Source organism: Erwinia typographi (genome assembly GCF_000773975.1).
Taxonomy (GTDB): domain Bacteria; phylum Pseudomonadota; class Gammaproteobacteria; order Enterobacterales; family Enterobacteriaceae; genus Erwinia; species Erwinia typographi.
Window position 1 is genome coordinate 71,013 of the sequence record NZ_JRUQ01000062.1, and the last position, 21,424, is coordinate 92,436.

The 21,424-nt window shown below is 56.8% G+C and carries 17 protein-coding genes; 12 read left to right on the plus strand and 5 right to left on the minus strand.

All coding sequences use genetic code 11. The annotated features are described in order from the left end of the window. Positions 1–65: 65 nt before the first annotated feature. Complete coding sequence (yacL, locus tag NG99_RS21455; RefSeq protein ID WP_034897539.1) at positions 66–428, minus strand: protein YacL; 363 nt, start codon at positions 426–428, stop codon at positions 66–68. Positions 429–642: 214 nt separating this feature from the next. Between yacL and NG99_RS21460 the strand changes: the two genes are divergently transcribed. From NG99_RS21460 to NG99_RS21495, 8 genes are all read left to right on the plus strand, one after another. Then, positions 643–1,560, plus strand: coding sequence for a LysR family transcriptional regulator (locus tag NG99_RS21460; protein WP_034897907.1), 918 nt, complete (start codon positions 643–645; stop codon positions 1,558–1,560). Between the two features lie 137 nt (positions 1,561–1,697). Beyond that, entirely contained in the window at positions 1,698–3,125 is a 1,428-nt protein-coding gene (locus NG99_RS21465) for an amidohydrolase (protein ID WP_034897541.1), read from the plus strand. Positions 3,126–3,151: 26 nt separating this feature from the next. Beyond that, positions 3,152–4,747 (plus strand): ABC transporter substrate-binding protein, encoded by a 1,596-nt coding sequence (locus NG99_RS21470; protein ID WP_034897543.1) that lies wholly within the window; start codon positions 3,152–3,154, stop codon positions 4,745–4,747. Positions 4,748–4,759: 12 nt separating this feature from the next. Beyond that, positions 4,760–5,824 carry an ABC transporter permease gene (locus NG99_RS21475; RefSeq protein ID WP_034897545.1) on the plus strand — a complete coding sequence of 355 codons (1,065 nt, stop codon included), beginning with the start codon at positions 4,760–4,762 and terminating at the stop codon, positions 5,822–5,824. Then, on the plus strand, positions 5,821–6,756 hold the full coding sequence (locus NG99_RS21480; protein WP_034897547.1) for an ABC transporter permease: 936 nt from the start codon (positions 5,821–5,823) through the stop codon (positions 6,754–6,756). Before NG99_RS21475 ends, NG99_RS21480 begins: the two co-directional genes overlap by 4 nt. Then, a complete protein-coding gene (locus NG99_RS21485) occupies positions 6,749–7,615 on the plus strand; it encodes an ABC transporter ATP-binding protein (RefSeq protein ID WP_034897549.1) in 867 nt (288 codons plus the stop codon). The genes NG99_RS21480 and NG99_RS21485 overlap by 8 nt, the downstream gene beginning before the upstream one ends. After that, the gene (locus tag NG99_RS21490; protein WP_034897552.1) at positions 7,612–8,370 is read left to right on the plus strand and encodes an ABC transporter ATP-binding protein; all 759 of its coding nucleotides are present in this window, start codon (positions 7,612–7,614) and stop codon (positions 8,368–8,370) included. The genes NG99_RS21485 and NG99_RS21490 overlap by 4 nt, the downstream gene beginning before the upstream one ends. A gap of 157 nt (positions 8,371–8,527) precedes the next feature. Next, a complete protein-coding gene (locus tag NG99_RS21495; RefSeq protein WP_034897554.1) occupies positions 8,528–9,835 on the plus strand; it encodes an MmgE/PrpD family protein in 1,308 nt (435 codons plus the stop codon). Positions 9,836–9,915: 80 nt separating this feature from the next. On the opposite strand, the gene acnB is transcribed toward NG99_RS21495, so the two are convergent. The 4 genes from acnB to NG99_RS21515 form a co-directional block, all read right to left on the minus strand. Further along, positions 9,916–12,513 (minus strand): bifunctional aconitate hydratase 2/2-methylisocitrate dehydratase, encoded by a 2,598-nt coding sequence (gene acnB / locus NG99_RS21500; protein WP_157032675.1) that lies wholly within the window; start codon positions 12,511–12,513, stop codon positions 9,916–9,918. 299 nt (positions 12,514–12,812) lie between these two features. Beyond that, positions 12,813–13,730: a substrate-binding domain-containing protein gene (locus NG99_RS21505; RefSeq protein ID WP_034897558.1), complete on the minus strand. Its 918-nt coding sequence runs from the start codon at positions 13,728–13,730 to the stop codon at positions 12,813–12,815. A gap of 88 nt (positions 13,731–13,818) precedes the next feature. Continuing rightward, positions 13,819–14,598 (minus strand): TIM barrel protein, encoded by a 780-nt coding sequence (locus NG99_RS21510; RefSeq protein ID WP_034897560.1) that lies wholly within the window; start codon positions 14,596–14,598, stop codon positions 13,819–13,821. Next, a complete protein-coding gene (locus NG99_RS21515; RefSeq protein WP_034897563.1) occupies positions 14,598–15,611 on the minus strand; it encodes a Gfo/Idh/MocA family oxidoreductase in 1,014 nt (337 codons plus the stop codon). Before NG99_RS21515 ends, NG99_RS21510 begins: the two co-directional genes overlap by 1 nt. A 326-nt stretch (positions 15,612–15,937) precedes the next feature. Here NG99_RS21515 and NG99_RS21520 point away from each other — a divergent pair, with 326 nt between their 5' ends. The 4 genes from NG99_RS21520 (at position 15,938) to NG99_RS21535 (ending at position 20,682) form a co-directional block, all read left to right on the plus strand. After that, positions 15,938–17,899, plus strand: coding sequence for a sigma-54-dependent Fis family transcriptional regulator (locus NG99_RS21520; protein ID WP_034897564.1), 1,962 nt, complete (start codon positions 15,938–15,940; stop codon positions 17,897–17,899). Positions 17,900–18,239: 340 nt separating this feature from the next. Then, a complete protein-coding gene (locus NG99_RS21525) occupies positions 18,240–19,046 on the plus strand; it encodes a DcrB-related protein (RefSeq protein ID WP_034897565.1) in 807 nt (268 codons plus the stop codon). Further along, positions 19,043–20,296 carry a polymorphic toxin type 46 domain-containing protein gene (locus tag NG99_RS21530; protein ID WP_034897566.1) on the plus strand — a complete coding sequence of 418 codons (1,254 nt, stop codon included), beginning with the start codon at positions 19,043–19,045 and terminating at the stop codon, positions 20,294–20,296. The genes NG99_RS21525 and NG99_RS21530 overlap by 4 nt, the downstream gene beginning before the upstream one ends. Next, the gene (locus tag NG99_RS21535; protein ID WP_034897909.1) at positions 20,293–20,682 is read left to right on the plus strand and encodes an immunity protein Tsi6 family protein; all 390 of its coding nucleotides are present in this window, start codon (positions 20,293–20,295) and stop codon (positions 20,680–20,682) included. The genes NG99_RS21530 and NG99_RS21535 overlap by 4 nt, the downstream gene beginning before the upstream one ends. Positions 20,683–21,424: the final 742 nt, after the last annotated feature.

The following is a 21,424-nucleotide window of genomic DNA, read 5'->3' on the forward strand; positions in this document are numbered from 1 at the left end:
CCGCGCAGAAGGTTAAAGGATATTGAGACGGTCTGACCTCAGAGGCGCCTGCAAGGGCGCCTCTTTTACCTGCCGTGCAAAAAATTCCGGTAAGCGGCAATCACCGCCAGAAAATCCTCAACGCCGCAGAAGCACAGGCTCTCTTCATCGTAGTAATTCATTCCCTCTTCCATCTCATCGCCTTCAAGGCTGAGCAGGTTGGCGCGGATTATCACCTCTTCCTCATCCATCCACAGCGTGTATTCGTGGCCCACGCGCTGCCACTGCCGCTCGCTGCCCTTTACGTCTCCTGCCGCAGCTTCAACGTCGTCCAGCAGCGCGAGGTTGCCCTCCACCTCTTCATTAAACCAGTGGCCGACGGCTTCATGCCCCATCGACATGCGCACCTTCACCGCGCCGGTGAGGTCACGTAAAAATTCATATTCCATGCTGGCTGTCCTCTTTGCTGCCTGACCTGAAGTGCACTGATAAAGTGCATTTTCCGCGTTTTGTGCGCTTTTAATGGGGGATAGTCCGCATTATCGCAGCCTGTCGCATGAAAAACAGCGATTTCAGGGCCAAATTTCACAGTGGCGCGTTTTTTGCGTGTTTCTGACGTCAGTTGAAAACGCCTTCCCCTTTCGTCCAGAACGAGGTTTTACTATGGAATTGAAATGGTTCGAAGATTTCCTGAGTGTTGCACGCTGCTGTACCTTCACCCGCGCCGCCGATGAGCGGCATATCACCCAGTCCGCGCTCAGCCGCCGCATCCGCCAGCTGGAAGAGTGGCTGGGCGTTTCGCTGTTTGACCGCAAAACCTATCCGGTCACCCTGACGCCTGAAGGCCAGGCTTTCCTGATCGCCGCCAGCGAGACGGTTTTTTCGCTAGGACATTTGCGCAGCGATCTGCACCAGCGCTATGAGAAACGCACCTCGGTGCTGCGGTTTGCCATGCTAAATACCCTGTCGCTGACCTTCTTCCCGGACTGGATAGAACAGCTAAAGCACCAGAAGCCGCTAGGCTACATCCGCCTTTGCGATCAAAAACCGACGTTTGTTGAGCATATTGCTTTGCTACATTCTGACGAGACCGACTTTCTGCTCACCTATGCCCATGATTCCGTGGCCTTAATCCAGCAGCTTAAGCACTATCCCATGCTGCAACTGGGCAAAGAGCGGGCCGTCGCCGTCTGCCGCCCTGACAGCGACGGCAAGCCCCTTTACCCGATTGGCGTCAGCAGCGATCCCATTCCCTTCCTGAGCTACGGCCATCACTCGTTCTTTGCCCACGCGCTGGCAAAGTCGGAAACCATCCAGTCGCTGCCGCTGGTCGCTATCTATGAGAACAGTATGTCGATCAACCTCAAGGCAATGGCTATGGCAGGCAGCGGCGTCGCCTGGCTGCCTGAAAGCCTGCTGAAGGCCGAGCTGGAAAGCGGTGCGCTGGTGCGGGCGGGCAGCGCCTGCTGGGATATGCCGCTGGATATTCGCCTCTATCGCCAGCCGGTGCTGCGGGCGGAATCCGCCGAGGCATTCTGGCAATGCGCCCTCGACGGTGAGAAAACCCCTTCCGCTGCCTGACGGGCAGAAACTATGCAATTTTGGAATGGGGCAGGCGAATTGCTCATTGGTAATCCGCCTCCCCTCTCTTGCATGCTGAAACCAGCCGGGCCACCGCGGCACCGTTTCTTACCCACTCACGCTCACTGGGGACTGTCATGCAAAACAAAGAGTTAGTCTGGAAGCTGGTCGATGAACACCGTGACGAATTCTGCGATCTTAGCGATCGCGTCTGGGGAATGCCTGAGATTTGCTATACCGAATACCGCTCGGTAGCAGAGCATACGGCAATGCTGAAGCAGCAGGGTTTCCGCGTGACGGAAAACGTGGCAGGGATCCCCACGGCGGTGATGGGCGAAGCGGGAGAAGGTGGTCCAATCATCGCTATTCTCGGAGAGTATGACGCGTTGCCAGGACTGAGCCAGGAGTCGGGCGTGGCGTATCCTTCTCCGCTCCCCGGCAATGGGCACGGTCACGGCTGCGGACATAACCTCCTCGGCTCAGCAGCGCTGCTGGCGGCGACCGCGCTGAAGGAGTGGCTGGCGGCAACCGGCCTGCCTGGCCGCGTGCGCTATTACGGCTGCCCGGCGGAAGAAGGCGGCGCGGCGAAATCCTTTATGGCGCGGGCTGGCGCCTTTGACGGCGTGGACGTGGCTATCACCTGGCACCCTTCCGGCCATCACGAAGTGGCTAAAGCGCTGTCGCTGGCTAACACCCGTATGGATTTCTTCTTTACCGGCCGCTCTTCCCACGCGGCGGCTTCGCCGCACCTGGGACGCAGCGCGCTCGACGGCGTTGAGCTGATGAACGTCGGCGTGCAGTTCCTGCGTGAGCACGTACCGCAGGATTCACGCATCCACTATGCCATGCTGGACTCCGGCGGCATTGCGCCAAACGTGGTGCAGGCCAAGGCAACCGTACGCTATGCCATCCGCTCTCGCGATGTGCAGGCCATGTTTGAACTGAACGAACGGGTGAAACGCGTGGCGCAGGGCGCGGCGATGATGACCGACACTCAGGTCGAGATCAGTATCATGAGCGCCGTTTCTAACCTGCTGGGCAATCGTCCGCTGGAAGAGGCCATGCAGCGTAATTTCGAGGCGTTGGGCACCGTGCCGTTTGATCAGGCCGATCTGGCCTTTGCGGCCGAAATCCAGGCAACGCTCAGCCCGGAAGAGATCGCCAGCGATTACCGCAAGGCGGGCGTAAAACCCGCCAATCCTAAACCCCTGAGTGATTTTATCATCCCGCTGGATACTCATGGCGAAACCATGATCGGCTCAACTGACGTAGGCGACGTCAGCTGGGTGCTGCCGACCGTTCAGGCGCACGTTCCGACGATGGCGCTGGGCACGCCGGGACACTCCTGGCAGCTGACAGCCCAGGGGAAAATGCCTGCCGCCCATAAGGGCCTGACCCACGTAGCGAAAATCATGGCGGCGACGGCGATCGATGTCCTCACCGACAAGGTGCTGCTGGCGCAGGTGAAAAAGGCCCACTTCGAGCAAACCAGCGAAACGCCTTATCACTGCCCTATTCCTGCTGAGGTGAAACCGCCGGTTCAGCCGCGCCCGGAAACCCTGTAATTCATCGACTCTGGGAGTCAGACTCAATGCTAAAAATAGATCGTCTTACCGCCGCCCTGCTGGCTGCGGGCTGTTTCAGCGCCGCTTCGCAGGCCGCCACGCCGCCAGACTCGCTGGTGATGGCGTGGAACATTGACGCCATCAGTACCTGGGACCCGGCGCAGATTGGTGAAGTAGTCACCAATGAAATTGTGCTCAATACCTGCGACACCCTGGTCTCATTTGATATGCAAGACGAGAAGAAAGTGGTGCCGGATCTGGCGAAAAGTTGGGAGGTGTCGGCAGACCGCAAGCAGATCACTTTCCATCTGCAGCCCAACCTGAAGTTCCCTGATGGCTCGCCAGCCAGCGCCAGCGATTACGCCTGGTCGCTTCAGCGCGTGGTCACGCTGGGCTACGGCAACGCCGCGACGCTGACGGAATACGGCTTCACCAAAGAGAACGTCGGCCAGTTAATTACCGCGCCGGATGCCACCACGCTGGTGATGAAGTTCGACAAAGCCTACCCGACCACGCTTCTGTTGCAGGCAATTGCCGCGAATAATGTCGCCACGCTGCTGGATCGTAAGCTGCTGGAGAAGCAGGCGGCAGGCAACGATCTGGGGCATAAATATCTCTCCACGCATACCGCCTGCGTCGGCCCATATCAGCTGATGCGCTGGAATGCGGGCGAAGGCGTCGTGCTGCAAGCCACGGCAAACTACTGGGGTCCCCAGCCCAGCATGAAGCGCATTTTGATTCGCCACGTCGCTGAAACCGGCACCCAGCGCCTGCTGCTGACCCAGGGCGACGTGGACGTTGCCCGCGATCTCTCCGCCGACGATCTGAAGACGCTGGATGAGGGCGGCAAGGTGAAGGTAGAAAAAGTGCTGAAGCCCCAACTGTTCTTCTGGACCTTCAATAACGAGGATCCGATTTTCAAGAATGAGAAAGTGCGGCTGGCAATGCGCTATCTGATTGATTACGACGGGCTGGCAAAAAGCGTGATGCCGTACCTTGGCGTACCGCGCGCCAGCTTTGCCCAACAGGGCGCGTTTGGCGCGCTGGATGCAAAAGAGGGCCAGCCCTTTAAGCTCGACCTGGCGGAGGCCAAACGGCTGCTGACCGAGGCGGGCTATCCCGACGGTTTTTCAGCCTCGGTGATTTTCGGCACCCTTCCTCACTCCGCGCCGATAGCGCAAAGCATTCAGCAAAATGCGGCGAAGGTCGGGGTAAAACTGTCGCTGGAGCGCATGGCTAACGCCCAGCTGTTCAGCCGGGCTCGCGGCCGTGAATTCCAGAGCGCCATGATGGCCTGGCAGACTTCGGTGCCGGATGCTTACGGCAACGCTTCTCGCCTCGTTTATAACCCGGATAACCGTAAAGAGGCCCGCGCGACGCAGTATCCGAGCTGGCGTGCCGCCTATTACGATGAGGCCATGAACAAAGCGGTCAATGCCGCATTGCTGGAGCCCGATGATACAAAACGCATCGCTATGTATGCCGATTTGCAGCGTGAACAGATGCAAAAAGGCCCGATGGCGATCATGTTCCAGATGTACAACTCCGCAGGCATCAGCCCGGCGGTGAAAAACTGGACCTGGAACGGTTTCCGCGTCTGGTACGGCGCCGCAACGAAATAACGGGAGGCGGTCATGTCGCAAGTCATACCGGAAGTCGCTGGCTCTTCGCCTGGCTGGATGAGCGTTAAACGGGGGCTGAAAGGCGCATTCTCCATCTTCTGTACGCTGCTGGGACTGGCGGCGCTGACCTTTTTTATTGGCCGTCTGCTACCGATTGACCCGGTAGTGGCGGTCATCGGCGATAACGCCAGTCAGGAAGCCTATAACCAGATGTTTCACCAGCTCGGCCTGGACCAGCCGCTGTGGCGACAGTTTATTGACTACCTCTGGCAGCTGGCGCATCTGGATTTCGGCACCGCGCTGACCACCAGCCAGCCGGTGGCGCAGGATATTGCCCGCGTTTTTCCGGCGACGCTGGAGCTGGCAACGGTAGCGGCCATCATTGGCGTCGGCCTGGGTATCCCGGCTGGCGTGCTGTCGGCAATGTACCGCAACTCGTGGTTTGATCATCTGATCCGCTTTATTGGCCTGCTCAGCTACTCCACTCCGCATTTCTGGCTGGGATTGATGGGGCTGCTGCTGTTCTATGCCTCTCTTGGCTGGATTGGCGGACCGGGCCGCATTGATTTTATGTACGAGTTCGATCTGCAACCGCTGACCGGCTTCTGGCTGATCGACAGCGCGCTGAGCGGCAACTGGGCGGTGTTCAAAAACGTTTTCGGCCATATCATCCTGCCCGCCTCCATTCTCGGCCTCAGCTCGCTGGCCTATATCAGCCGGATGGTGCGCAGCTTTATGATTGAACAGCTTTCGCAGGAGTACATCATCACCGCCCGCGTCAAGGGACTGTCCTGGGCGCGCTGCGTCTGGAGCCATGCCCTGCGCAATATTGCCGTGCCGACGCTGACCGTGGTCGCGCTCTCCTGGGCCTGGCTGCTGGAGGGCGCGGTCCTGACCGAAACCGTGTTTGCCTGGCCGGGTTTTGGCCGCTATCTGACCAACGCCCTGCTTGCCGGAGATATGAACGCCGTCGTCGGCTGCACGCTGCTGACCGGCGCGATCTTCGTGGCTATTAATCTGATCTGCGATTTGCTCTATCGCCTTTTCGATCCACGCACGCGTCAGGAGGATCAATGACCGATTCCCTCAACAAACCCCTGCCAGTCCCGGCTCGTTCGGCGCTGCGCGGCTGGCTAAGCGCGCCCGCGCCCGCCTCGCCGTTTCAGGCCAGAATGCAGCAGATGTGGCTACAGTGGCATCGCTTCTGCGCCAACCACTCCGCCCTGTTCGGCCTGCTGGTCCTGCTGGTGATTGTCTTCGCTGCGCTGTTTGCCCCGCTGTTGAGCCATCACGATATCTTTGCGCAAAACCTGACGCACCGCCTGCAACCGCCCAGCGCCAGCTTCTGGCTGGGGACCGATGAGCTGGGCCGCGATATCTACAGTCGCCTGCTTTACGGCGCGCGGATCACGCTGTATATCGCCTGCCTGACCGCAGTGATTATCACGCCGCTGGGCCTTTTGGTCGGCACCAGCGCGGGCTACCTCGGCGGCTGGGTGGATACGGTGCTGATGCGGCTGGTGGATATTTTCCTCGCCTTTCCCAGCCTGATCCTGGCGCTGGCGTTTGTTGCCGCCTTAGGTCCGGGCATCGAGAACGCCATTATTGCCATCTCGCTCTCTTCCTGGCCGCCGATTGCCCGCCTGGCGCGGGCGGAAACGCTGTCGATTCGCAAGATGGACTATATCGCCGCCGTGCGCTTACAGGGAGCCAGTTCGCTGCACATCATCCTGCGCCACATTATCCCGATGTGCCTGCCGTCGGTGGTCGTCCGCGTCACGCTGAATATGGCCGCGATTATCCTCACCGCTGCCGGGCTGGGCTTCCTTGGCCTTGGCGCACAGGCGCCCAGCCCGGAATGGGGCGCGATGCTGGCCTCCGGGCGGGAATTTATGCTGAACAACGGCTGGATTGCCGCCATCCCCGGTTTAGCGATCCTTTTCACCAGTCTGGCCTTCAACCTGCTTGGCGATGGCCTGCGTGACGTAATGGATCTTCGCCATGACTGAGAGACTGCTACAGGTTGAAAACCTGAATATTATTTTCAAAGGTGCGCATGAGGATCATCATGCCGTGCGCAATGTCTCTTTCAGCGTGGGCCGCGAGAAACTGGCGATCGTCGGCGAATCCGGTTCGGGCAAATCGCAAACCTGCCGGGCGCTGCTGAAGCTGACGCCAAAGTCTGGCCGGATCGACGCGGATGTGATGCGCTTTGGCGAGCTGGATCTGCTGCGCGCCAGCGAGCGGCAGATGCGAACCATCCGCGGGAACCATATTTCAATGATCCTTCAGGACCCCAAATTCTCCCTGAATCCGCTGATGCGCATTGGCGATCAGATCGCTGAAGCCTATCGCCTGCACAGCAAAGCGCCGAAAAGCGTGGCAAAAGCGCGGGCGCTGGCGATGCTTGAATCGGTGCATATCCGTGAGGTGGAAAAGGTCTATCGTCTCTATCCTCACGAGATCTCCGGCGGCATGGGGCAGCGAGTGATGATTGCGATGATGTTGATCCCCGAGCCGGACCTGATCATTGCCGATGAACCGACGTCTGCGCTGGATGTAACCGTCCGCCAGCAGGTGCTCGGCATTCTGGATGAGCTGCTGGCAAGGCGAAACACCGGGCTGCTGTTTATTACTCACGATCTCAACCTTGTTTCGCGCTTTTGCGATCGGGTACTGGTGATGTATGCCGGACGGATCGTCGAGGAGATAGCCGCCAGCCGCCTGCATGAAGCACAGCATCCCTACACGCAGGCGCTGCTCGCCAGCCAGCCGCGCCTGCATCAGCCAACCGACACGCTTAGCGTGCCAACGCGCGATCCCGCCTGGCTTAACGGCCCAGTCTGGCGCAATGGAGTCGCCTTATGATCCCAACCCAGCAGCGCAGTATTGAAACCGTCGATCTGACCATCGCCTTCGGCCACGGCAGCCAGCGCCGTCAGGTGGTGGACCGCGTCAGCTTTACCCTGGCAGCCGGTGAGTCCTATGGGCTGATTGGGGAGTCAGGCTGCGGCAAGTCCACCATCCTGCGGGCGCTGGCCGGGCTGAACAGCGACTACCAGGGCGCGATCCTGTTTGATAATAAAGAGCAGCGCCCGGTTCGCGACCGCTCTTTCTATCGCCAGGTGCAAATGGTTTTTCAGGATCCCTACGCCTCGCTACATCCGCGAAAAATGGTCTACAACGCGCTGCTGGAGCCGCTAACGCTGCACGGTCTGGATCGGCATGAAGCGCGCATTAGCGAGGTGCTTCAGGCGGTAGGCCTCAGCGATGCTTTCCGCTATCGCTATCCACATCAGCTCTCCGGCGGCCAGCGCCAGCGAGTAGCCATCGCGCGGGCGCTGATTATCGAACCTTCAGTGCTGCTGCTGGATGAGCCCACCTCAGCACTGGACGTTTCCGTGCAGGCTGAGATCCTTAATCTGCTCACCAGCATGCGTCAACAGCGGCAGCTGACTTATCTGATGGTCACTCACGATCTGGCGGTGGTTACGCACCTCTGCCAGCGCGTGGCGATCATGCACCAGGGAAAACTGCTGGAAGAGCTGACCGCCGATGCCGTTCGCAGCGGCGACGCACGGGAAACCTATACCCAGCGATTTCTCGCCGCCAGCGAAGCCTGAGCGGCAAGCGTGTTCAGCCTGTCAGAGCGCTGCATCGGCCCGGACACGAGGCTGGTAACTCACCGGCGCAGTACCGCTACCCCGTAAGAGAAGTAAAGCGCTTCGGGAGGGGTAAATAACCGCAACGGCTGTTGGACAAACTTAAGGAACTTCAGTGATGACCGTGATTGAAACCATTGCCGCCTGGTGCGCCGGAGAGCCCCGATTCAGCCCCGCCGCCCGCCGCCTGGCAAAAGAGGCGATTACCGATACGCTGGCCTGCCTGTACGCCGGGCGAGGTGATTTTTCCACCCTGGCAGTGAGCCAGGCCTTTGCTCATTATCAAAACCAGCCAGCGGCGGTCGTGGCGCTGCTGAACGGCACGGCTGCCCATGCTATTGATTACGACGATAATTTTGGCCCCGGCATGAGCCACGCCTCGGCGGTGCTGGTCCCGGCATTGCTGGCAGTAGCGCTGGAGAAGAAGGCCAGCGGAGAGGCGCTGATCGATGCCTATCTGATCGGCCTTCAGGCCCAGGGCTTTGTCGGCGATGTGGTCAGCCCGGCGCATTACACGGCAGGCTGGCACGGCACTTCCACCGTTGGCTGCATCGGCACGGCTGCGGGTGTTGCCTGGCTGAAGGGTCTGGATCGGGCTGGCATTGCCCGCGCGCTGAGCATTGCCGTCAGCCTCGCCAGCGGAACAAAGGGCCAGTTCGGTACGCCGCTGAAGCCCTTTCACGCAGGAATGGCCGCCCGTAATGCTGTGGATGCGGCAGAGCTGGCCGCCACCGGCATGAGCGGCAGGCTGGATATTCTGGAAGGTGAAATGGGCTTCTTTGAATTGTTTGCCGGGGCGGGCGCCTGGCCAGAAAAAGTGCAGGGCTGGGCCAACGCCAGCCAACACATTATCGAAACCGTGGGCGTGATGCCGAAAAAACATCCCTGCTGCGGTTCCACGCATCGGGTGCTGGACGCCATCGCTGATTTGCAGGCGAAGCATGGCTTCAGCGCGGCAGAAGTGGAATCCGTCAGCTGTAAGGTAGGGATTTCTAACCGACGCAATCTCGCCTATACCGTGCCGGAAGATGAGATGCAGGCCCGGTTTTCCATGAACTACTGCGTAGTGCGGATGCTGGAGGCCGGCGCGCTGAGCGTGGCGGACTTTACCCCGGAGCAGGTGAAAATCCACAGCAGCCATCCGCTGATAACGAGAGTTACAATGGAAAGCTGGCAGCCGGAAGAAGAGGCGCTGGAGGGGAATCTGCCGCATCTGGTCACCCTGACATTGCTGGATGGCCGCACGTTACGCCATCAGCGGCTGAGCGCCAGGGGATCGCTGGCTGAACCGTTCAGCGCAGTGGAGCGTCGCCAGAAATTTGACGATTGCTGCGCAGAGTTAAGCGGTTTTGAGCAAATTTACCCACGTTTGCAGGCGCTTGAAGCGGAGGAGGAGGTTGATTTCCTGCGTGTGATGCTGATGTAAATTAGCGGCGGCGCGAATTGATCGGGGGAAAAATGCGTAAAAAAAAGGAGGTCAGATGACCTCCTCTGTGACTCACTCCGTTACACGGCGGTCTGGAAAATCACGCCGTCCGCTTTATCCGTATACTGGGTAAGGCGGTCGAAGTTCAGGTAACGGTAGGTGTCTACCGCGGTCTTATCAACCTGTAACATAAACTTCTGGTACTCTTCCGGCGTTGGCAGCTTGCCTAACAGCGACGCCACCGCAGCCAGTTCAGCCGAGGCCAGATAGACATTCGCCCCCGTGCCAAGGCGGTTCGGGAAGTTACGGGTTGAGGTGGAAACCACCGTCGCACCGTCCGCCACGCGCGCCTGGTTACCCATGCACAGTGAACAGCCCGGGATTTCGACACGCGCGCCGCTCTTACCAAAGACGCTGTAGTAGCCCTCTTCGGTCAGCTGGGCGGCATCCATCTTGGTTGGCGGCGCCACCCACAGACGGGTCGGCAGCTGGCCTTTGTGGCTGTCCAGCAGCTTGCCTGCGGCACGGAAGTGGCCGATGTTGGTCATGCAGGAGCCGATAAATACTTCGTCAATCTTCTCGCCCTGCACGTCAGACAGCAGACGGGCATCGTCAGGATCGTTTGGCGCGCACAGGATCGGCTCTTTGATTTCAGCCAGATCGATCTCAATGACCGCCGCGTATTCTGCATCCGCATCGCCTTCCAGCAGCTGCGGGTCTGCCAGCCATTTTTCCATGCCCTGGATACGGCGCTCAATAGTACGACGATCGCCGTAACCTTCAGAGATCATCCACTTCAGCAGCACGATGTTGGAGTTCAGGTATTCGATAATCGGCGCCTGGCCCAGCTTGATGGTACAGCCAGCAGCAGAACGCTCGGCTGAAGCATCAGACAGCTCAAACGCCTGCTCAACTTTCAGATCCGGCAGGCCTTCGATCTCCAGAATACGCCCGGAGAAGATGTTTTTCTTACCTTTTTTCTCAACGGTCAGCAGACCCTGCTTGATAGCGTACAGTGGGATAGCGTGCACCAGGTCGCGCAGGGTAATCCCCGGCTCCATTTTCCCTTTGAAACGCACCAGCACCGACTCCGGCATATCTAAGGGCATCACGCCAGTTGCGGCGGCAAACGCCACCAGGCCGGAGCCTGCCGGGAAGGAGATGCCGATCGGGAAGCGCGTATGGGAGTCGCCGCCTGTTCCCACGGTATCCGGCAGCAGCATACGGTTCAGCCAGCTGTGGATGATGCCGTCGCCAGGACGCAGCGAGACGCCGCCGCGGTTCATGATAAAGTCTGGCAGCGTATGGTGAGTTGAGACGTCAACCGGCTTAGGATACGCGGCAGTGTGGCAGAAGGACTGCATCACCAGGTCAGCGGAGAAACCGAGGCACGCCAGGTCTTTCAGCTCATCACGGGTCATCGGACCGGTGGTGTCCTGAGAGCCAACGGAGGTCATTTTAGGCTCACAGTAAGAGCCTGGACGCACGCCGTCAGTACCACAGGCGCGGCCAACCATTTTCTGCGCCAGCGAGAAACCACGGGTGCTTGCCGCCACGTCTTTCGCCTGACGGAACACATCGCTGTGCGGCAGACCTAAAGATTCACGGGCTTTAGTCGTCAGGCCACGACCGATGATCAGCGGAATACGGCCACCGGCGCGCACTTCATCCAGCAGAACTTCGGTTTTCAGCGAGAAGGTCGCCAGCACTTCGCCGGTTTCGTGGTTTTTCACTTCGCCTTTGTACGGGAAAATGTCGATGACATCACCCATATTCAGGTTCTGAACATCCACTTCAATTGGCAGTGCGCCCGCATCTTCCATGGTGTTGAAGAAGATTGGCGCAATGTTGTTGCCCAGTACGACGCCGCCGCCTTTCTTGTTCGGTACGTAAGGGATATCGTCGCCCATAAACCACAGCACGGAGTTAGTGGCGGATTTACGGGAAGAACCGGTCCCGACAACGTCTCCAACATAGGCCAGAGGGAAGCCTTTCGCCTGCAGCGCTTCAATCTGCTTGATCGGACCCACGTTGCCGACGTCGTCTGGCTCAATGCCTTCACGGGCATTTTTCAGCATCGCCAGCGCGTGCAGTGGGATATCAGGGCGGGACCAGGCATCCGGCGCCGGAGACAGGTCATCAGTGTTGGTTTCGCCCGTCACTTTAAACACGGTGACGGTGATTTTTTCTGCCAGCTCGGGACGTGACAGATACCATTCGGCTTCAGCCCAGGACTTGAGGATTTGCTGCGCGTGAGGGTTACCGTTTTTCGCTTTCTCTTCCACATCGTAGAAGCTGTCAAACATCAGCAGCGTGTGGGACAGGGCTTTTGCCGCGATCGGGGCCAGCTTCTCATCGTCAAGCGCATCGATCAGCGGATGAATGTTGTAGCCGCCCTGCATGGTACCCAGCAGCTCTACGGCTTTTTCAGGCGTAACCAGAGGAGAAGTCGCTTCGCCTTTGGCGACGGCGGCCAGGAAGCCGGCTTTCACGTAAGCCGCTTCGTCCACGCCAGGTGGGACTCGATTGATTAACAGATCGGACAGGAATTCTTCTTCACCCGCTGGTGGGTTCTTCAGCAGTTCAACCAGCGCGGCCATTTGGGAAGCATCTATCGGTTTAGCAACGATCCCAACGGCTGCACGCTCGGCAACGTGCTTACGGTATTCTTCTAGCACGACGTTCTCCTCGCTCACATTGTAATAGCTTACCGGGTGCCCTCAGGTTCACAGCGTTTGGGATGCGTTTATTCTGTAGGGTAAAGCGCCCGGTTGCGCGTGGGCCAGCATAGCAGGATTTCGTGCCGATGTTAATCCGTTTACAAAAAAGCAACATTATTTGTAGCCTGACGGCTGAGTGAGGAGAAATTTCACTTTACGGATAACCTGACGTTATTTCGCGCTGAAAGAGTCGCTGGTCTGGTTATCGATTTGCAACGTTTTGAGCAATGCGGGCTTCAGCACCCGCATATTATTCTTCAGTTCTTCGCGGCAAATTCTGCGTAGGTTTCTGGCGTAATAATTTTGTAGGGTATCCAGTTGTTAACCTGCACTTTCTGCTTTTCCAACAACGCTTTAGTGACTTGCACCGCACCGATCGCCTGCCCCTTTGCGTCCTGAAAGATGGTGACCGCCATTTTGCCGCTCTTGATAAATTGCTGCCCATCGGGCGTACCGTCAATGCCCGCTACAAGGATCTTTTCACTTTTCGCCTGATTCAACGCCATGATAGCGCCGATCGCCATTTCGTCATTATTGGCGGCAATGGCATCGATGGGGCGCTGATTGAGCAGCCAGCTGGAGACTACGTCAACCGCCTCGTTGCGCTGCCATTGGGCGCTCTGCTTCTCAATCACCTTCATACCCTTATATTTAGCGACCACCGCTTCCACTGCGCGCGTGCGTTCGCGCGCCTCTTCATTAGACAGCGCCCCCATCAGAATCGCCACGTTCCCTTTGTAGTTCATCTTTTTTGCCAGCGCTTCCATCTGCATTTCACCGCCCAGCGCAGAGTCTGAACCAACATAAGCCATATCCGCTGGCAGCTTCACTTCCGGTTTACGGTTAACAAACACCAGCGGAATACCGGCTTTTTTCGCCGCGTTAATCATCGGCAGCACGCCCTGTGTATCGACCGGATTGAGGATGATGGCGTCAACGCCCTGGTTGATAAAATCATCCACCTGCTGTACCTGCAGCGCAACATCGCCCTTGGCATCAACAAACTGGCCGTTTAACTGGCTGGTTTTGAGTTCCTGCTGCATCTGCGTTCGCAGAATAGAAATGAAGTTGAGGTCGAAATTGGCCAGCGCCACGCCGACGGTAAAGGTTTTCGCGCTGACGCTGACGCTCAGCAGCAGTGAGCACAGAATAATAATGACGTTTCTGATGTTCATGGTTTATTCCTGTAGGGTTAAGGTCGTTATTGTTTTCAACGGGGTTATTTAACGTCGGGCAACAGGCAAATACCCGACGTGGGAACGCTTATACAGTGAAATGATCGCGGAACTGCTGTAGTGCTGCCGTGGTGTCGCCGCTCGCCCAGCCCTCCATAGCAACGGTGCCCTGATAGCCCACTTCCTGCAGCGCGTGGGCAATGGCGCGATAGTTTATCTCGCCAGTGCCCGGCTGATGCCGCCCTGGCACATCCGCCACCTGAACCTCGCCAATTGCCGTACCACAGCGACGAATCAACTCGATAAGATTTCCTTCGCCGATTTGCGCATGATAGAGGTCGAGATTCATCTTCAGCGCCGGGCTGTTTACCGCTTCAACCAGCGCCAGCGTATCGGCTGCCAACGCAAACGGCGTGCCGGGGTGGTCGAGCTGTAGATTAAGGTTTTCGAGCGTGAAAACTCGCCCGGCACGCTCGCCAAGCTGCGCCACCTTACGCAGCGTGTCGGCAGCTTTCAGCCACATCGCGCCGGTCACCACCTGCACGGATTTCACCGGGAGTCCTTTATCATCCAGACCGGTCCCGTGCAGATTCAGTACCGGACAATTCAGGCGCCCGGCCACCGCCAGCGACGCTTCGGCGCTTTCCAGCAGCTGTTCAATTTCAGCATCGTCCGTCAGATTGCCACTCAGATAGCCGGTCATTGAGGTAAAGCGCGCGCCGGTCGCTGCCAGCGCATCAATATCTTTGTCAGCCCATCCCCAAATTTCGACGCCGAAACCCAGGGCATGAATACGTTTTACGCGCTCGTTAAACGGCAGTTCAAGAAACACCATTTCGGCGCAGACCGAGAGTTGATAGCTGGCCATCAGTGCGCCCCCAGTTTCACGGGCTGATTGCCCTTGACGGATTCAATGCAGGCCAGCGCGATTTCCAGCGCGTTGCGCGCATCTTCGCCGGTGGCGCGCGGCGTTTCACCGCTGCGGATACAGCGGGCAAATTCAGTCATCTCTGCCACGTAGGCTTCGCGCAGCAAATCTGAATCCATCCGCGAGGTGTCGACAGCAATGCCGCTCGCGGTATAGCGCACGCAGTGGTTGGCGTTAATGTGCCCCGCCTGCAGCATGCCCTTGCTGCCAAACACTTCACCACGCACGTCGTAGCCATACACCGCCTGGAAGTTCGCTTCGGCGACCGCCATCGCGCCATTATCGAAGCGGAGAGTGACGACGGAAGTATCCAGCAGTCCTTTATCTTTGAAGTCAGGGCGTACCAGCGCATCGGCCAGCGCATAAACCTCCACCGGCTTCGCGCCGTAATTGAAATGCAGCAGAGTGTCAAAGTCGTGGATCAGCGTTTCAAGGAAAATAGTCCACTGCGGAATCGGAGCCGGATCGTGTAATCCAGGATCGCGCGTAACCGAACGGCTTAGCTGCGTGGTGCCGTTTTCACCGGCTTTAACCGCCGCAATCGCAGCGGCAAACCCGGAATCAAAGCGGCGGTTAAAACCAACTTGCAACACCACACCGGCCTGCTTCGCGGCGGCTATGGCGCGATCGGCTTCATCAAGCGTCACCGCCATGGGTTTTTCACAGAACACATGTTTTCCCGCGTTAGCCGCTGCAATCACCCACTCAGCATGGGTACGCGCCGGTGCGGCAATCACTACCGCATCGATCTCCGGATCCTGTAGCAGCGTATGCAGATCGCCACAGGCTTTACTCACCCCCAGCCGGGCGGCAAGCTTCTCTGCCGCGCCCGGTAACGGATCGGCCACTGCTGCCAGCGTAGCGCCCGGCACCCGATAAGCCAGGTTTTCAGCATGGAAGCTTCCCATGCGGCCTGCGCCGATTAACCCCACACGCACTGTTTGACTGGTCATAAAAACTCCTTGTGATTTAGCTTTCGCCCATTCAGGCGAGGAAGAGGGCTCTTCCGGTCGCTGCGCCTCAATGGATAAACGACGGGATTTGGAGAGCATCAATGGCTCGACAGGCTTAAGCAAAACGCCCTGGGACTCCGGCAGGACTTGTTTCCTTCTCGGGCCCGATTCACCTGGCTGAACGACTTATTGCAAAGCTAATGCCAACCAGAAACAGGGAGATTTTGTGATGGCGAACACAGTGTCAGATCACAAACCGGCAACAAAATTTACATGTCAACTTTGCATGTCAATAGAATGGACATTCCATCTGCCGGGAGCGTTCTATGAATCAACGTCCGCCATTAAAGGAAGAAAGTGATGCCATCTTCAGCCTGCCGGAGGGTGCCGAAGTGGCTAGCTGGGATGACCTTTTGTGGCAGGGATGGCACAGCTTCATACGCGGTGAACAGCCGAAATCGATACGCCGCAGCATTTTGCAGTCGTGGCAACGTTCAAAGCAGCACAACATCGATCCGAACACCTTTGTCTATATCTCCCCGCCTGCCAGCGAGCTGGCAGCCATTCTGGAACACAGCGCCGAGCTGATTCTGGTAGCGCGCAGCATTATGGAAAACCTACTGGCCTATAACCCTGAGGGGCATATCAACCTTACCGATGCGCAGGGCGTGACGCTGCATTACTGCGGCGCAGACCTGACGCCGGTCGGCAGTATTCTGCGCGAAGAGGTGCTCGGCACTAACTGCACTGCGCGTTGCCTGATTGAGCAGCGGCTGGTGTATGTACTGAGCAGTGAAAACTGGAAAATCGATCTGCGCCATCGCCATCGCCAGTGCGCTGCCGCGCCGGTGAGAGATGCCAGCGGCCAGCTGACTGGCGTACTGACGCTGACCGCCACGCCGGATAAATTCAACGCCCACACGCTTGGCACGGTGCAGGCGGCGGCGGAAGCGATCGGACAGCAGCTTACGTTACGGCGTCTGCTGGCGGAGCAGCAGTCGATTCTGGAAACGCTGAATGAGGGGGTGATCGTTTGTGATAAACATGGGCGCATCAAAACCCTTAACCGCTACGCCCGGCAGTTATTCAGCGGCCTCGATCCGGACGCGGCGATGATTGACGTGCTGCTCCAGCCCCAAGGCGGCTCGCTGTTGACCATGCCGTTCTGCAATGACCGTGAAATTCAGTTTATGCCTGATAACGCGGCGCCCCTTTCCTGCCTGATCTCGCTGATGCCCGCGCCGGATGACGGCCGCGTGCTGTCACTGCGCGAAAATCAGCGCATTCGCGCCATCACTCGACGGCTAATGGGCGTCAGCGCCAGCTACACATTTGAAATGATTCGCGGACACGCGCCGCGCATGCAGCAGGCCATTCAGAAAGCGCGCGCCAGCAGCCGCGCAGACAGCACTGTGCTGCTGAGCGGCGAAAGCGGTACGGGCAAGGAGCTGTTTGCTCAGGCTATTCACAACGCCAGCCCACGGCAGCAGGAAGCCTTTATCGCCCTCAACTGCGGCGCGTTGCCGCGTGATTTAGTACAAAGCGAATTGTTTGGCTATGTTGATGGCGCATTTACCGGTTCGCGGCGCGGTGGTTCGGCGGGCAAGTTTGAGCTGGCCGACGGCGGCACGTTGTTTCTCGACGAGATTGGCGAGATGCCGCTGGAAGCGCAAACCAGCCTGCTGCGCGTGCTGCAGGAGAGCGAAGTGCTGCGCATCGGCGCGGCCCGCCCCCTACACGTCAATGTGCGCATTATTGCCGCCACCCACTGCAATCTGCTGGACGCGGTGGAGAAGGGAGCTTTTCGTCGCGATCTCTATTATCGCCTCAACGTTATTTCGCTGGAAATTCCTCCGCTGCGCGATCGTCGGGAGGATATTCCGGAGCTGGTAAACAATTTTATTCAGGCGCTGTGTGCCCGCCAGAAGCGTATTCCGCCTTCCGTATCACCGGATGCAATGGGCTGTTTGCAGTCGTGGCACTGGCCCGGCAACGTGCGTGAACTGGAAAATGTGATTGAGCGCGTGGTGAATCTTTGTGAAGGGCTGCAAATTGCTCGTTCTGATTTACCAGAACAGCTACTGGAACTGCCAGCGAACAGTGTTGTAGCGGACGCCCAGTCTTCTCTGCAATCGTTGGAACGCCTGCATATTTTGCAGGTGCTTAACGAACAAAAGGGTAACCTCAGGCAGTCTGCTCAACGACTTGGGATCTCCCGCACAACGCTTTATAACAAGTTGAATAGCTGGAAAGTTAATTATCAGATGCTCAGGAAGAATAATCATTAATGAGCAGTGAATGGCATGAAGCGTTAATTCCGCAGACACATCTGCATGAATTAACATTTTTTTCCAGGATATTGGGCTTGATGGTTAAGGAACTCAAGCGAGGTTTTTAAGAATGCCTGAGCGTGAAACGCAGCCTGAGTTTTTTGCTGGATGATACCTAACTTTTTGTTGTTTATCCTCGCTTACGCGGGCTCCTTACCGGTTGAATTACATGAGACCATTTTTTTCGCCTTCATGCGCTGACGCGCATCCCCCGGGCACAATCATTTGCAATCCAGAAGGATCATTAATGTAATCGCTGTTATTATGAGCCAGTTTCACGGACCGGAGAAACGTATAAATGTCTGATTATACCCTGCAGGACTGCAACATTACTGTGCCAGATACCTTCCGCGATCGCACCATGAACCTCTTTACCCTCAGTCATACCGGCGCAAATGAATTCACCTTCGTTATATCCCGCGCCACTGCCAGCGCAGATGACACGCTGGAGTCGGTCTCCTCACGTCTGGCAGCAGAGCTGGACACCACACTTGAGGATCTGTCGCTTTTTCATGCTGAGCTGATCACGCTGGCGGGCAAACAGGCGCTGGAGCTGTTCTATCGTTTCAAATCGGGCCAGCGGGTTATTTTCCAGAAACAGCGCGTGGTACTGACCGGCGACGGGGAAACGGGGAAAAAGCTGCTCTGCTTTATCGGTACCTGCCCGGATGCTTTCGATGATTATCACGGCCGGATTTATGACAGCATTACGGATAGCGTCACGTTGCCGGGGGAGCCAGCCGTATCCCCGGCAATCGGTCACCAGATACCTGGTGACAGCCAGGCGCTGTTCTTTTCCTTTGACCGTGACAGCCGCGAACTGGCCGTCTTTCAGGGTATATCCGGTCTCTATAACAGCATCGACCTCGGCCGGGCGCGAAACGGGGATTACCTTTTCTTTGACGCCGACGGCGCGTCGCTGACGCTGGCCCCGGTTGACTCAGAGGATAAACCCGGGCGCTATGCATTGTGGGAAGCGGCCGGGGAACGTAAGGCCACCATCATCTCCAGCCTGTTGCTGACCCGGAGCGTCCGGGGTATTCCGGGGATGGAAAGTACCGAAGCCGTTGAGGCTCACATCAGCCAGAGGATCAATCACGGATGAGCAGCAGCACGGAGCCCTTCGCGGCAGCGCGCGAGGGGGATGGCATTGAACATACGGCCTCGAAAGGCTGGCTCGTTGTCGGTCTGATTGGCGGCGCAATTGCGGGCGCGGCGTTTACCCTGGTTACCGGCGGAGTGGGAACGGCGGTGCTGGCCGCGACGATTGCCGGTGCGGCAGGCGGCGGCGGGCTGGGTGAAGTGCTCGGCAGCATGTCATGGGCGCCAACCCATGAAACCGGCAGGCTGACCGCCGGATCGCCCAACGTATTCATCAATGGCAGACCGGCCATTATGGCGCATGCCTCCGTGGGCGAATGCGATGAACATGGCCCGGCGCCACAGCTTGTCGCTGAAGGTTCCTCCCGTGTGTATATCAACGGCCTTCCGGCAGCCCGCACCGGCGATTTGCTGACCTGCAGTGCGGCCATCAGCGAAGGTTCTCCCAATGTGTTTATCGGGGGAGAAAAAGTCCAGACTGACCCCATCAGCCCGGAAATTCCTGACTGGGTGAATAGCGTGTTGCTGGGCGTGGGGCTGGCCGCTTCGGCTGTACTTGCAGGACCTGCTGTTGCGCTGCTTGGCCTTGCGGGAGGAATGGGCGGGGGGTATGCCGGTGCATTTATTGGTGGCCGGGTCTATGGCGAAGGTAGTGACGGGCAGAAGTGGCTGGCACTAGGCGGGTCATTCGCAGGGGGTATTGCCGGTGCCAGAGCTGGGATGAAATGGAATGCGGGCAGCGGTGTGAAAGCGCCCGCTGTTTCGGAACGTCGCGCTTATCTTAACGAGAAATTCGGCAGAACCGGGGATATTAACCGTGATATCAACATCAGGAGCAATACAGAAACTGTAACTAATTTCATGAAAGAACAAGGCGTACCTGAGAATAAAATACCGGAATATATGGAAGGAATAAATCTTGATGAAAGGGTTTCAGTCGAATCCATAAACAGTGGGAAACTTGCATATCAGAATCAGTCACCGGGTAACTGGCAGGGTAACTGGTATTCACTGAATGAAAACACACCGCCGACAAAACTTGGTATTAATCCCGAAGGTAATTTACGGGGAACTGAAATAAAAGTCCCCAAAGTGACAACAGCTTTTGAATCACAACAACCAGTGGAGATGCTACGCAGTACTGCCACACCGGCCCTCGATACCTGGTCTGTACCTAAAGAACCTTTCCAGACCGAAGGGGGAGGAGTACAATGGTTTAGTACGAATAAAGACGCATGGATACCGAAAAAATGAACAATGATACTGCACTGAATTACGTAGATAGGGCACTGCGACTGGCCCGAAAACGTCACAACCACATTAAGTTTCATGTCATCGGCGGTGAAACGCTCGAGCCTATGTATAACTCGATTGTCCAGCAACTGGTATATCTGCATAACGTCATTACCGGTGAAGAAAAAGATAAAGCAAAACTTTGGAAGCTTACTTTCGGCATGTATGCAACAAAAGAATTTGAAGCAACTGACCCTATTTTCGAGGACCGTTTGGGTGACGCTTTTTACATTGCATCACAAATAAGAAAAGGTCTCAAAGTACAGCTACCTCATCAGGTAGACCCAAATTTTCAGGATAAGCAGAAAAAATTGAAGACATTATATCCCGATGATTTTGACATCTGATAAAGGGCTGGCACTTATGGGGGCTGGAGCCAGACCGTACAAAACATACGCCAACTACGTTTCTTTAACTGATAAATATTCCAAGCTGAGACCGCGCCACCCAAGACATAGCGAAAATCGCCCTAAGACCCATTGATTCAAAAATAACTATTTTCTGGAAAAATTCATTAATAATTATTACGTTTAATATAATTATTAGATTGAACACAACTTAAAAAGACAATCACCTCAACCAGGTGCCCTGCAGATCTCCTTTATTATTTTTCAAACCATTTCTTGAAGCGTACCATGGTATTAATCTGGGAAAATTCACCTTTACCTTTCACCTTCCCGCCGTCCACTGACGCATACATTTTTCCGGATAAAGCTAATGATTATGGCAATCATTCCGTTAACATAGACTAAAAAACCATCCATAAAAGGAGGGGTAAGATAAAAAACAACAGGAGCCTGTTCATATATAATGTTTGATATTAATAGTAAGAAAGTTAAAATTTAGGGTGAAATGATCGTCGGAGGATTCATTGCGGGAAAAATCGATGAAGGAATTTTAACCCCCCTATAAAAATGAATCCGAGACAGACTCTATTCGTAATAGATATATTGGTGAGGCTGTAAAAAAAACACAGGAGTTTCATCTGAGAATTGTGACGCAAAGCTTTTTGAGACCGAGCTGCTTATTGACCTGCTGGCGCTCAGTGAGCTGGCCCCGATACTGACGGACGACGAGCCGCGGCGTGCG